General features: G+C 59.8%; 13 protein-coding genes. 7 read left to right on the top strand and 6 right to left on the bottom strand.

The window, feature by feature from the left end:
* From LOY31_RS05370 to LOY31_RS05355, 4 genes are all read left to right on the top strand, one after another.
* Nucleotides 1–936, top strand: coding sequence for an ABC transporter permease (locus LOY31_RS05370; RefSeq protein WP_127797030.1), 936 nt, complete (start codon nt 1–3; stop codon nt 934–936).
* Nucleotides 926–1,750: an ABC transporter permease gene (locus LOY31_RS05365; RefSeq protein WP_085609159.1), complete on the top strand. Its 825-nt coding sequence runs from the start codon at nt 926–928 to the stop codon at nt 1,748–1,750. Before LOY31_RS05370 ends, LOY31_RS05365 begins: the two co-directional genes overlap by 11 nt.
* A 171-nt stretch (nt 1,751–1,921) precedes the next feature.
* A complete protein-coding gene (locus LOY31_RS05360) occupies nt 1,922–3,346 on the top strand; it encodes a gamma-aminobutyraldehyde dehydrogenase (protein ID WP_007954662.1) in 1,425 nt (474 codons plus the stop codon).
* A 144-nt stretch (nt 3,347–3,490) separates the two neighbouring features.
* Nucleotides 3,491–4,975, top strand: a complete 1,485-nt coding sequence (locus tag LOY31_RS05355; protein ID WP_085609158.1) for an APC family permease — start codon at nt 3,491–3,493, stop codon at nt 4,973–4,975.
* Nucleotides 4,976–5,033: 58 nt separating this feature from the next.
* On the opposite strand, the gene LOY31_RS05350 is transcribed toward LOY31_RS05355, so the two are convergent.
* Both LOY31_RS05350 and LOY31_RS05345 read right to left on the bottom strand, forming a co-directional pair.
* Nucleotides 5,034–5,591: a hypothetical protein gene (locus tag LOY31_RS05350; protein ID WP_085609157.1), complete on the bottom strand. Its 558-nt coding sequence runs from the start codon at nt 5,589–5,591 to the stop codon at nt 5,034–5,036.
* 5 nt (nt 5,592–5,596) lie between these two features.
* The gene (locus LOY31_RS05345) at nt 5,597–6,178 is read right to left on the bottom strand and encodes a ComF family protein (protein WP_221532936.1); all 582 of its coding nucleotides are present in this window, start codon (nt 6,176–6,178) and stop codon (nt 5,597–5,599) included.
* 488 nt (nt 6,179–6,666) lie between these two features.
* Here LOY31_RS05345 and LOY31_RS05340 point away from each other — a divergent pair, with 488 nt between their 5' ends.
* Together LOY31_RS05340 and LOY31_RS05335 are read left to right on the top strand one after the other, a co-directional pair.
* A complete protein-coding gene (locus LOY31_RS05340; protein ID WP_221532948.1) occupies nt 6,667–7,173 on the top strand; it encodes a Bro-N domain-containing protein in 507 nt (168 codons plus the stop codon).
* Nucleotides 7,174–7,272: 99 nt separating this feature from the next.
* Nucleotides 7,273–7,476 carry a hypothetical protein gene (locus LOY31_RS05335; protein ID WP_085609154.1) on the top strand — a complete coding sequence of 68 codons (204 nt, stop codon included), beginning with the start codon at nt 7,273–7,275 and terminating at the stop codon, nt 7,474–7,476.
* A gap of 10 nt (nt 7,477–7,486) precedes the next feature.
* Here the strand turns inward: LOY31_RS05335 and LOY31_RS05330 are convergent, their stop codons facing one another.
* Entirely contained in the window at nt 7,487–7,672 is a 186-nt protein-coding gene (locus LOY31_RS05330) for a hypothetical protein (RefSeq protein ID WP_007954656.1), read from the bottom strand.
* 403 nt (nt 7,673–8,075) lie between these two features.
* Here LOY31_RS05330 and LOY31_RS05325 point away from each other — a divergent pair, with 403 nt between their 5' ends.
* Complete coding sequence (locus LOY31_RS05325) at nt 8,076–9,704, top strand: glucan biosynthesis protein D (RefSeq protein ID WP_221532937.1); 1,629 nt, start codon at nt 8,076–8,078, stop codon at nt 9,702–9,704.
* 12 nt (nt 9,705–9,716) lie between these two features.
* Here LOY31_RS05325 and LOY31_RS05320 read toward each other — a convergent pair whose 3' ends face one another.
* From LOY31_RS05320 to recJ, 3 genes are all read right to left on the bottom strand, one after another.
* Nucleotides 9,717–10,250, bottom strand: coding sequence for a GNAT family N-acetyltransferase (locus tag LOY31_RS05320; RefSeq protein WP_221532938.1), 534 nt, complete (start codon nt 10,248–10,250; stop codon nt 9,717–9,719).
* Between the two features lie 91 nt (nt 10,251–10,341).
* Entirely contained in the window at nt 10,342–11,448 is a 1,107-nt protein-coding gene (locus tag LOY31_RS05315; RefSeq protein WP_085609151.1) for an NADH:flavin oxidoreductase/NADH oxidase, read from the bottom strand.
* 231 nt (nt 11,449–11,679) lie between these two features.
* Nucleotides 11,680–13,389, bottom strand: a complete 1,710-nt coding sequence (gene recJ / locus LOY31_RS05310; protein ID WP_221532939.1) for a single-stranded-DNA-specific exonuclease RecJ — start codon at nt 13,387–13,389, stop codon at nt 11,680–11,682.
* Between the last annotated feature and the right edge of the window lie 27 nt (nt 13,390–13,416).

The following is a 13,416-nucleotide window of genomic DNA, read 5'->3' as shown; positions in this document are numbered from 1 at the left end:
ATGACCGCCCTCGCCCTCCCTCAATCGGCGCCGTTGCGCAGGTTTTCCAACCTGCTCTATCGCAAGCCGAACCTGTATCTGTCGATGCTGCTGATACCGCCGCTGCTGTGGTTCGGCGCGATCTATCTCGGCTCGCTGTTGATGTTGCTGTGGCAAGGTTTCTACACCTTCGACGATTTCACGATGGCAGTCACCCCGGACCTGACCCTGGCCAATTTCGCCGCGCTGTTTCAGCCGTCGAATTTCGACATCATCCTGCGCACCCTGAGCATGGCCGTCGTGGTGTCGATCGCCAGCGCCATCGTCGCGTTCCCGATTGCCTACTACATGGCGCGCTACACCACCGGCAAGACCAAGGCGTTTTTCTACATCGCGGTGATGATGCCGATGTGGGCCAGTTACATCGTCAAGGCCTACGCCTGGACGCTGCTGCTGGCCAAGGGCGGCGTGGCGCAGTGGTTCGTTCAGCACCTGGGGCTGGAGCCGGTTCTGCAGTTCATTCTGGGGATTCCCGGGGTCGGCGGCAGCACCTTGTCGACCTCGCATCTGGGGCGGTTCATGGTGTTCGTCTACATCTGGCTGCCGTTCATGATCCTGCCGATCCAGGCCTCGCTGGAACGCCTTCCGCCGTCGTTGCTGCAAGCCTCCGCCGACCTCGGGGCCAAGCCGCGCCAGACCTTCATGCAGGTGATTCTGCCGCTGTCGGTGCCGGGGATTGCGGCCGGTTCGATCTTCACGTTCTCGCTGACGTTGGGCGACTTCATCGTGCCGCAACTGGTGGGCCCGCCGGGCTACTTCGTCGGCAGCATGGTTTACGCGCAACAGGGTGCGATCGGCAACATGCCCATGGCTGCGGCGTTCACGCTGGTGCCGATCGTGCTGATCGCCATCTACCTGTCCATCGTCAAACGACTGGGGGCCTTCGATGCACTCTGACTCTTCATCACAAGGGCGTGCTTCTATCGGTCTGCGCATCGCAGCCTGGGGCGGGCTGGTGTTTCTGCACTTCCCGATCCTGATCATCTTCCTCTACGCCTTCAACACCGAAGACGCGGCGTTCAGCTTTCCACCGAAAGGCTTCACGCTGCACTGGTTCAGCGTGGCGTTTTCCCGGCCGGATGTGCTGGAAGCGATCAAGCTGTCGTTGCAGATTGCGGCCATCGCCACGTTGATTGCGATGGTGCTCGGCACCCTCGCTTCGGCGGCGCTGTACCGCCGGGACTTCTTCGGCAAACAGGGCATTTCGCTGATGCTGATCCTGCCCATCGCACTGCCGGGGATCATCACCGGGATCGCGCTGCTGGCGACCTTCAAGACGCTGGGGATCGAGCCGGGGATGTTCACCATCATCGTCGGCCACGCGACCTTCTGCGTGGTGATCGTCTACAACAACGTCATCGCCCGTTTGCGCCGTACCTCGCACAGCCTGATCGAGGCGTCGATGGACCTCGGCGCCGACGGCTGGCAGACCTTCCGCTACATCATCCTGCCGAACCTCGGCTCGGCGTTGCTCGCCGGCGGCATGCTCGCATTTGCGCTGTCGTTCGACGAAATCATCGTCACCACTTTCACCGCCGGCCATGAACGCACCTTGCCGCTGTGGTTGCTCAATCAACTGAGCCGCCCACGGGACGTGCCGGTGACCAACGTCGTGGCGATGCTCGTGATGCTGGTGACCATGCTGCCGATCCTCGGCGCCTACTACCTGACCCGGGGTGGCGAGAGCGTCGCAGGCAGCGGCGGTAAATAACCGAATAACTGAAGAAACCGGATCGAAATGTGGGAGCGGGCTTGCTCGCGAAGAGGTCATCACATTCCGCATTGATGTCGGCTGACCCACCGCTTTCGCGAGCAAGCCCGCTCCCACAATGGAACCCGGTTTCTTCAGAAAAATAACAATTGCTTCGAAGAGGACAACAACATGCAAACCAAACTCTTGATCAACGGCCAACTGGTCAACGGCGAAGGCCCGGCGCAACCGGTGCTCAACCCGGCGCGTGGCGAAGTGCTGGTGGAAATCAACGAGGCCACCGAGGCCCAGGTCGATGCCGCCGTGCGCGCCGCCGACAGTGCCTTCGCCGAATGGTCGCAGACCACGCCAAAAGACCGTTCGCTGCTGCTGCTCAAACTCGCCGACGCCATCGAAGCACATGGCGAAGAGCTGGCGAAACTGGAATCGGACAACTGCGGCAAACCCTACAGCGCCGCGCTGAATGACGAGATCCCGGCGATTGCCGACGTGTTCCGTTTCTTCGCTGGCGCCAGCCGTTGCATGAGCGGTTCGGCCGGCGGCGAATACCTGCCCGGCCACACCTCAATGATCCGCCGCGACCCGGTGGGCGTAATCGCCTCTATCGCGCCGTGGAACTACCCGCTGATGATGGTCGCCTGGAAAATCGCCCCGGCCCTCGCCGCCGGTAATACCGTGGTGCTCAAGCCGTCGGAACAAACCCCGCTGACCGCATTGCGTCTGGCCGAACTGGCGTCAGATATTTTCCCGGCCGGTGTACTCAATCTGGTGTTCGGGCGTGGGCCGAGCGTAGGCAGTCCACTGGTGACCCATCCGAAAGTGCGCATGGTCTCGCTGACCGGCTCCATCGCCACTGGTTCGAACATCATTTCCAGCACCGCCGACAGCGTCAAACGCATGCACATGGAACTGGGCGGCAAGGCGCCGGTAATCATCTTCGACGACGCCGACATCGACGCGGCAGTCGAAGGCATTCGTACCTTCGGTTTCTACAACGCCGGCCAGGACTGCACCGCCGCCTGCCGGATCTACGCCCAGCAAGGCATCTACGACAAGTTCGTCGAGAAGCTCGGCGCGGCGGTCAGCAGCATCAAGTACGGGTTGCAAGATGATCCGTCCACGGAACTCGGGCCGCTGATCACCGCCCAGCATCGCGACCGCGTGGCCGGGTTTGTCGAACGCGCTGTGGCGCAACCGCACATTCGCTTGATCACTGGCGGCAAGGCGGTGGACGGCAACGGTTTCTTCTTCGAGCCGACCGTGCTGGCCGACGCCCAGCAGGACGACGAAATCGTCCGCCGCGAAGTGTTCGGGCCGGTGGTGTCGGTGACCAAGTTCACCGATGAGGCGCAGGCGCTGGAATGGGCCAACGATTCGGACTACGGCCTGGCGTCCTCGGTGTGGACGGCGGATGTAGGACGTGCGCATCGACTGTCCGCTCGGTTGCAGTACGGCTGCACCTGGGTGAATACGCACTTCATGCTTGTCAGCGAAATGCCTCATGGCGGTCAGAAACTGTCCGGCTACGGCAAGGACATGTCCATGTACGGACTGGAGGACTACACCACGGTTCGGCATGTGATGTTCAAGCACTAAAGGCATCCCCCGGCTTCAAGGCAGAAACCGGTCATCCGCATCACCAGGCATTCAAAACAATAACTACCGATCCGGGCGGCGCTCACCAAGCACCGCCACGGCTTCGGCCATCCGAAATCTGCCGATTTCACGGAGCAAACACACATGAGTGCATCACCCGATCTCTCAGCCGCCGTTGCCGACAGCGATGCCGAACAACTGCGCCAACTGGGCTACACCTCCAACTTCAACCGCAGCATGAGCCTGTGGGAAAACTTCGCGCTGGGCTTCACTTATCTGTCACCGGTCGTAGGGGTTTATACCCTGTTCGGCCTGTGCCTGGCCGCCGGCGGGCCACCGATGTTCTGGGCCTATTTGCTGGTCGGTTGCGGGCAATTGCTGGTGTGCCTGATCTTCGGCGAAGTGGTTTCGCAGTTCCCGATTTCCGGTGGCGTTTATCCTTGGGCACGTCGCCTGGTGGGCAAGAAATGGGCGTGGATGGTCGGCTGGATCTACTCCATCGCCCTGTGCGTGACCATCGCCGCTGTTGCGGTCGGCGCCGGCCCGTACCTCGCGGCTATGCTGGGTTTTGAGCCGAGCAACAACACCAACATCGTCATCGCCCTGGTGCTGACGCTGTTCGCCACGCTGGTGAACCTCAGCGGCACCAAAGTGCTGGCGCGGATCGCTATGTTCGGCTTCCTCTGCGAACTGGTGGGCGCGGTGATCGTCGGCGTGTACCTGCTGATTTTCGAGCGTCACCAGCCAATCAGCGTGCTGTTCAACACCTTCGACATCAGCGTCGACGGCTCCTACCTGCCGGCATTCCTCACCGCTTCGCTGGCGGGGATGTTCCTCTACTACGGCTTCGAAGCCTGCGGCGACGTGGCCGAAGAAACCCCGAACCCGAGCAAGAAAATCCCGGTGGCCATGCGCATGACCATCTACATCGGCGGCATCGCGGCGATGTTCGCCTGCCTGGCACTGATCCTCGCCGTGCCGGACATGCAAGCGGTGATCAACGGCACCGACAAGGACCCAGTCACCACCATCCTCAACAACGCGTTCGGCCCGGTCGGTTCGAAAGTGGTGATGGGTGTGGTAATGATTTCCTTCATCTCCTGCGTCATCAGCCTGCAAGCGGCGGCGAGTCGTCTGCTGTATTCCTACGCTCGAGATGAAATGGTCATCGGCAGCCGACTGCTGAAAAAGATTTCTCCTACGACCCAAGTGCCAGTTGCTGCGCTGTTCGTGTCCGGCGTCCTGCCCGGCCTGATCATCGCCCTCGGCTTCTTCCTGCAAGACGCCGTGGCCACCATCGTCAGCTTCGCCGCCATCGGCATCTACCTCGCGTTTCAAATGATCGTCCTCGCCGCCCTGTACGCCCGCAGCAAAGGCTGGAAACCGAGCGGCAAATTCACCCTCGGCGCCTGGGGCTGGCCGGTGAACATCGGCGCGCTGGTGTACGGCGTCGGCGCAATCATCAACATGGCCTGGCCACGCACGCCGGATGCAGCGTGGTACATCAACTACGCGATGGTGCTGAGCACGGCGATCGTGATTGGGCTGGGGTTGATTTACATGTGGATTGGCAAGCCGTATGACCATGGGAAGGCGCCGGCTGGGGATGCGTGGAAAGTTAGTCGCTAAAAGCGTTTGACCCCGGCACCGATAGAGTGCCGGGGTTCAAGAAAGCCGACGCAAAACATCAAAAGAAAAGCTCGGACTGATCGTATTTCAGTGAGGAAATACGATCGAACAGTTTGATTTTTTCGTTGGCTTTTTGCTTGGCGTGGTCAGACATGAATGCAATCAACTCTTCGAGCTGATTGACGTCTCCCACCACTTTGAATTCCTTCTCCTTGTTGACGAAGACAAGGGACTTCTTCTTTCTCGACAGCAGTTCTATGACGTTGCTGAGCGTACCGGTGCTCTTCGCATCCCATATCATCAAGCCGTAGTCAGCAGCTTCGGCCATCACCACGTCTTTCTCGGTGAAGAAGGCCCTCGATCCTTTGGAGTGTTTGGAGTCCACTGTTCTGGCGGGCCACTGTCCGAGGTTGTTCCGCGGCGCTGGACCGCTACAGAACACAGTGGTTCTGGATCGTTCGAGACTCAGCAGATATTCCTGAATGGAGGTATCGGCGCCACCCGCATCACCAACGACCACCTCGAATTCAGACGCAACGATATTACTGATACGCTCCTTAACCTTAGGATCAAGGTTCTTGATGTTGATAGAGCCAGCAATAAATACAGTCGTCATTGAATTCACTTCCAGGTTAGCGCCGCTACGTAGATCTTCCCCACCTTCGGATATTCACGCAAGACAGCACAAGCCGCGTCCATCGACGCTCCGCTGTCAAACAAATCGTCTACGACCAAAACATTCCAGCATCCCTCTGTCGTAATTTCGTCATTGACGCTGAAACTGTTTCCAATCGCAGCAACCTTTTCTGCTTTGGAGTGCAGATCCTTGAGCGACTTTCCCGTAGTCGCTTTTCGAAGCAAATCCGAGAAAACCGGCCGCCCGACAATTCGTCCCAACTCCAGAGCGACCTCAGTAACCGGTTGTCGCTGCCGGACATTTGAAGCTGGCATGGGCAGCACAAACCCTACTTGATCCAACATAGGGAACACATTTGTCGCTACCGCTTGGGCCAGCGGGCCGACCTGATTCCAGTCTTTCTGGTATTTGAGCTGGTATGTCGCCTCACCAATCTCTGTGCGCTGATTATCGAAACAGGGGTGTCCGCGATCATCGTTGCCGAGAAAGGTACTACTTACCATGTGCTTGTCCAGCACCCATCCCTGATCCCATGGGCCGTTGATCTGTTTGAGGGACACCTTCATTGAATTCTCCATTATTCACAAAAATCCTTTAAGCCCTGAGACCAAGGGCCGAGCACCCGGGGGATGCCTGAGATTCAAATAAATAAAGGAAAAATCACGCTTCAGGTGCAGTCTGGCTGACCGCCATACAAAAACAGGAATTTCCTACAGATGCAGGCTTCAAGAAGAAGCCACATTTCCTACGCTACGCGTCCACAGCGTAGACTTGGCGCCGCTAGCGCCTGACCGATAGGCTTTGTCCCGTCGCTGCCCAATCAGCGGCCCGGGGTCGAAGCCGGTACATCATCAACATGGCGCAACTGCGTCCTCCATAGAAACCGAGGCTTTTTTGCCTTTCGGATTCGCGTTATGGCGGACCGTGTGGCGCGGGCCTCTCGGCTTCCATGTTGATCGAGAATGTTCCGACTTCGAACGCCGCGCGGTTCGCCACCCAAATCTGTCGAAGGATTAGTGGCGGCTCTCATTTCAACATGGAGTAGAAATTGACTATGCACGCGCAAAATTCACCTGAGACCCAGACGCACTTCACCCCTACGGTCTTCACCCGCCACAACCGCTTCCTCCACGCCCTCCTACTCGGTCACCAAGCCTGGTTCTGCACTCAGGATCTGGGCCGCATGATGGGCCATCCTTTGAACCCACGCGTCACCCTGAAACTCGACCCCGACCAACGCCGCATCGTCCGCCTGCGCAAGTACGGCAAAGTTGTCGAGACACCGATGGTCAGCGAATCCGGCATGTACGCGCTGCTCGTCCACCATTTCATCCCGGAAAACCGCAATCTGCGCCAATGGCTGAGCAATGAGGTGATTCCCATTTTGCGAGAAACCAGCTCAGCAACAGCGGAAAACTGCCCGAGCCTGAGCTCGATGCATTGGGCGGGCGTCACCGTGCCGCTGCTGCACTGGCAACAACAGGCTTGGGTGAAATGGCGTGATATGCCGGAGTTGGTGCGCGGTCAGCAGCCATATCAGGTATCGGGTACATGTAGCTGACGGCCTCACTTGGCCCAATGAAAAAGGGGCGGACTCCAGAGCCCGCCCCTTCAATGTTCACCATCTACCTCGACCAATTTCTGACCGAGTCCCTAACAGATGCACAACGCCATCCCTGCACTGCCGCCCATTCTCGAAATCATCCCGAGCGACGAGGGTTTTGCTGAAGACTACCTGCAAAAATTCGTCAAACAATGCGCGGTCGCCAAGCATCTGGACGCAATCCATGTCGGCATCGCCGATGCTGACGCGGGTAAGTTGATTGATCTGGCCACCGTGAAAGCCAAATGGCTTTCACGGTGAACCTCCTGTTTCAAAACCGCGAAACACTCCTCATCGCATCCACCAGATACCGCATCGCAATCCGGTCGCTTTCCGACAACTCCCGGTAACGCTCCACCAGTTTCAGCTCGTCAGGACTGAGCCGGCGTCTTCGCCGGACGTTGGTGAGGCAGGGAAAGATGCCCAACATTTCGGTGATGCCTTGTCCTTTTGTCATGGACGATGTCCTTTTCCAGTACGTCAGAAATTTTCGAAAACCGCATCGCCCTGCTCCTTTAAGCAGCGATTTGAGCCCTGCCGGTCGGATGGGTCGTGACCGGCGATGCCCATAGAATAGAAATTAAATCGGCGCTGAAAAGCTGTTTTTAGAGTAATTAGTCGAAAAAAGCAGATATGCCCTATAAATCAGAAAAGGCTGTGGGATAAGTAACCGTAACGTCTTGTTTCATTGAGACGCTGTCGCGGTGCTATCAATGAATTTTGCAAAATCAGCGAACGGATTAAGCTAGCGGGCATCTGTTACTAGTCCGTAGCGTTTGGCCGAAGGCTTGTCCGAACCGTAATTTCTGATCCAGTACGTGCCAGGAACGGCGCGGGATTGTCCACGACAGGTTGTATCTATGCACCGCAGGAATTTGCTCAAAGCGTCCATGGCCATTGCGGCTTACACCGGCCTTTCCGCTTCCGGCCTGCTCGCCGCACGCGCCTGGGCCGCCTCTGGCGGTGCCGCCGACGGTGAAGCCCAGGCCTTCGACTTCGAGACGCTGAAGCGCCAGGCCAAGCAACTGGCCGGCAGCGCGTATCAGGACACCAAACAGGTGCTGCCGCCGACCCTGGCGACCATGACCCCGCAGAACTTCAACGCGATCCGCTACGACGGCGAGCATTCGCTGTGGAAGGAGAACAAGGGTCAGCTCGATGTGCAGTTCTTCCACGTCGGCATGGGTTTCCGTCAGCCGGTGCGCATGTACAGCGTCGATCCGAAAACCCGCACGGCCCGCGAGGTGCATTTCCGCCCTCAGCTGTTCAACTATGAAAACACTTCGGTCGACACCCAGCAGCTCAAGGGCGACCTGGGTTTTGCCGGCTTCAAGCTGTTCAAGGCACCGGAACTGGATCGGCATGACGTGGTGTCGTTCCTCGGCGCCAGCTACTTCCGCGCGGTGGATGCCACTGGCCAATATGGCCTCTCCGCCCGTGGCCTGGCCGTCGACACCTACGCCAAGAAACGCGAAGAATTCCCTGATTTCACCAAGTTCTGGTTCGAAACTCCGGATCAGAACGCGACCCGCTTTGTGGTCTACGCCCTGCTCGACTCGCCGAGCGCGACCGGCGCCTATCGCTTCGACATCGATTGCCAGGCCGAGCGCGTGGTGATGGAAGTCGACGCCCACATCAACGCCCGCACTGCCATCGAACAACTGGGCATCGCCCCGATGACCAGCATGTTCAGCTGCGGCACCCACGAGCGCCGGATGTGCGACACCATTCACCCGCAAATCCATGACTCGGATCGTCTGGCCATGTGGCGCGGCAACGGCGAGTGGATCTGCCGCCCGCTGAACAACCCGGCGACCCTGCAATTCAACGCCTTCGCCGACACCGATCCGAAAGGTTTCGGTCTGGTGCAGACCGACCACGAATTCGCCAACTATCAGGACACCGTCGACTGGTACAGCAAGCGTCCGAGCCTGTGGGTAGAACCTACAACCGCCTGGGGCGAAGGCTCTATCGATCTGCTGGAAATTCCTACAACCGGTGAAACCCTCGACAACATTGTTGCGTTCTGGACGCCGAAGAAACCGGTAGCCGCCGGCGACTCGCTGAACTACGGCTACAAGCTCTACTGGAGCGCCCTGCCGCCGGTCGGCACGCCGCTGGCGCGGGTGCATGCGACCCGTTCGGGCATGGGTGGATTCGTCGAAGGCTGGGCACCGGGCGAGCATTACCCGCCGGTCTGGGCCCGTCGTTTTGCCGTGGACTTCACGGGTGGCGGTCTGGATCGCCTGCCGCGGGGCACCGGGATCGAACCGGTGGTGACCTGCTCCAACGGCAAGGTGCAGGATTTCAGCGTGCTGGTGCTGGATGACATCAAGGGCTACCGGATCCTGTTCGACTGGTACCCGACCAATGACAGCGTTGAGCCAGTTGAGCTACGACTGTTCATCCGCACCAACGACCGCACGCTGAGCGAGACCTGGCTGTACCAGTACTTCCCGCCAGCGCCGGACAAGCGCAAATACCCTTGATGCGTTGAGCCGTCAGGCCAACGGGCAGTACAAGTGGATATCGTGGGGTTCAAGATCAAACAGCTCGGGATCCGGTTGTTCCAACAACCGGCAACCCTGGCGCTGATAGAACTCCACGGTATTGCGCGACTCGGTGGCCGACACGTACAACGCCCCGGCGCCGACCTCTCGGCCATGCTTGCAAGCCAAGGCGAACAACCGCCCGCCCAATCCCTGCCCGCGCCAGGCACGGCTGATGTGCAAAAACTTCAATTGCCGCATCTTCAAACCCTGATTGTGAATAACCCGGTTATCCACAACCACCGCCGCCACCAACGTCTCTCCATTGAATAGTCCGTGTAGCCACCCGCCGCTGCGCCAGCATTTTTCCAATACCCGCGCATTTTCCTCCGCTTCCCCTTCGGGCCATCCGCGCATGTCGAAACGCGCCGGATACAGAACCAGCTCACCGTTTTCCACGCGATAACACTCCTCGACCAGTTCACTGCGGTCGATCAGCGCCAGCAAAGGCAAGTCCGATTCAGCCAGCTCACGCTCGATCAACATTGCGATCCACTCCTTTGCGATTCCAAACGACAGGCAAGAAAAAACCCGCCGGTTCAATGGCGGGTTTTATAGGCTTTGCGAGCGGTCGGAATCAATCCCGCAGATCAGACTCGTGAATCGGCTGATCCCGATGAGTCGCACGTTGATACTGCGCCGGCCACACCGCTTTGCGTCCGCCCAGGTCATCGTCGGCATGCAGCGGCCAATACGGATCACGCAGCAGCTCGCGGGCGAGGAAGATGATGTCGGCCTGACAGGTCCGCAGGATGTGCTCGGCCTGGGCCGGCTCGGTAATCATTCCCACGGTGCCGGTGGCGATGCCTGACTCCTTGCGCACCCGTTCGGCGAAACGCGTCTGATAACCCGGCCCCACGGGGATTTCAGCGTTGACTGCCGTGCCGCCCGATGACACGTCGATCAGGTCGGCCCCCAAGGCTTTCAGGCGTCGCGCAAGCTCCACGGTTTCATCGGGGTTCCACCCGTCTTCAACCCAATCGGTGGCCGACAGGCGCACAAACACCGGCAGTTCTTCCGGCCACACCGCGCGTACCGCCTCGGTCACTTGCAGCACCAGACGAATGCGATTTTCGAACGAACCACCGTATTGATCGCGGCGCTGATTACTCAGTGGCGACAGAAACTGGTGCAACAGATAACCGTGCGCCGCATGCACCTCGACCACACTGAAACCGGCGGTCAGCGCGCGTTTGGCTGCGGCCACGAAATCCTGAATGACTTGGGCGATCTGGCTCTCATCCAGCTGTTTCGGTTGAGTGTGTTGGGGGTCAAAGGCAATCGGCGAAGGACCCACCGGCGTCCAGCCGCCGTCATCCGGTTTGACGCTGCCATGCTTGCCGATCCACGGCCGATGGGTGCTGGCCTTGCGCCCGGCGTGGGCCAGTTGAATGCCGGCCACTGCGCCCTGCGCGTTGATGAAACGGGTGATGCGTTGCAGCGGTGCGATCTGTTCGTCGTTCCACAGGCCCAGGTCTTCGGCGGTGATCCGCCCGTCGGCCGTGATCGCCGTGGCTTCGGTAAATACCAGGCCAGCGCCCCCCACGGCACGGCTGCCGAGGTGCACCAGATGCCAGTCGTTGGCCAGGCCATCGACGCTGGAGTACTGGCACATGGGCGACACGGCGATGCGGTTGGACAGGGTCAGTTGGCGAAGGGTAAAGGGTTCAAGCAGCAGACTCATGGGGCACCTCTCAAATCAGTGGGCAGGCTCCAGGGTTCTGTTTGAAAAGTCGACGAGTGACAGGAAAAAGGTGCAGCACCCGCCCCCGCGGGCAAAAAATTCGACAAGACGTCACAAGGCCAATCAAGCAGTGCTTAGAGCCTAGTCGACATCCGGGGATGAGGGAGGGTTCAGAAATGAAACAGGACAATTGAAGGCTACTGCGCCCCTTAATAGAGGGGCGCTAAGCCCTTAACGCGGTTCGATGTGGGCAATCATCAACTGCACGGTCTCATTGCCGCGAAACTCGTTGAGATCGAGTTTGTAGGCCAGTTCGACCCATTTGATCGTCGGGTTCGGCCAGATATCGCGATCAATCCCGAAGGCGATACCGTCGAGTTTCACCGAACCGCATTCGGTTTTCAGCACCACTTTCAGGTGCCGCTCGCCAACCACCCGCTGCTCGACCAACTGGAACACACCGTGAAACAGCGGCTCGGGAAAATGCTGCCCCCACGGCCCGGCGTGACGCAGGGCCCGGGCCAGTTCCAGATGAAATTCCTCGACTGCCAGCGTGCCGTCCGACAGCAGGCGCCCGGTCAGGTCTTCTTCGCGAAGCTGCCTACGCACCTCGGCGTCGAAGGCCTCGGCAAACAATGGAAAATTCTCCTGCGGCAAGGTCAGACCGGCCGCCATCGCGTGGCCGCCGTACTTGCTGATCAGATCCGGATGCTGCGCCGCGACCACGCTCAGCGCGTCACGGATGTGGAAACCCTGAACCGAACGCCCCGAGCCCTTTAGCAAACCGTCACCGGCATCGGCGAAGGCGATGGTCGGGCGGAAATAACGCTCCTTCATCCGCGACGCCAGAATACCGATGACACCCTGATGCCATTCCGGATCGAACAGGCACAACCCGAACGGCATCGACTCGACCGGCAAGTCCTTGAGCTGAGCCAGCGCCTCACGCTGCATGCCCTGCTCGATGGATTTGCGATCCTGGTTCATGCCGTCCAGTTGCGCGGCCATTTCCCGGGCCTGCGCAGCGTCGTGGGTCAGCAGGCATTCGATGCCCAGGCTCATGTCATCCAGACGCCCCGCCGCGTTCAGGCGCGGGCCGACGATGAAACCGAGGTCGGTAGACGTGATGCGCGAAGCCTCTCGCTTGGCCACTTCAAGGATCGCCTTGATCCCCGGCCGCGCACGTCCGGCGCGAATTCGTTCCAGGCCCTGGTGCACCAGAATCCGGTTGTTGGCATCCAGCGGCACCACGTCGGCGACGCTGCCCAGCGCCACCAGATCCAGCAGTTCGCCGATGTTCGGTTGTGGCTTGCTCTCGTACCAGCCGAGGCTGCGCAGGCGTGCGCGCAACGCCATCAACACATAGAAAATCACCCCGACCCCGGCCAGCGCCTTGCTCGGGAACTCGCAGCCGGGCTGGTTCGGATTGACTAGCGCATCGGCTTGCGGCAGTTCATCGCCGGGCAAGTGGTGGTCGGTGATCAAGACCTTCAGACCGTGACGTTTCGCAGCCGCCACACCTTCCACGCTGGAAATACCGTTGTCGACGGTGATCAACAGTTGCGGCTCGCGGGTCATCGCGACTTCGACGATTTCCGGGGTCAGGCCGTAGCCGTATTCGAAACGGTTCGGCACCAGATAATCGACGTGCGCCGCGCCCAACAAGCGCAAACCGAGCACGCCCACGGTGCTGGCCGTCGCGCCGTCGGCGTCGAAGTCGCCGACGATCAGGATCCGCTGACGCTGCTCCAGCGCCGTCACCAGAAGGTCCACCGCCGCATCGATCCCTTTGAGCTGCTGGAACGGAATCAGCCGCGCCAGGCTCTTGTCCAGCTCCGCCTCGGACTGCACGCCCCGCGCCGCATACAGGCGGGTCAGCAGCGGTGGCAGTTCACCGAGAAACGGCAGAGTGGCGGGCAACGGGCGAGGATCGATACGCATGGGGTGACAGAAGCTTCTCTTGAATAC

The organism is Pseudomonas sp. B21-021 (assembly GCF_024749205.1).
Classification (GTDB): domain Bacteria; phylum Pseudomonadota; class Gammaproteobacteria; order Pseudomonadales; family Pseudomonadaceae; genus Aquipseudomonas; species Aquipseudomonas paraglycinae.
This window is presented reverse-complemented; position numbering and strand designations above follow the sequence as displayed.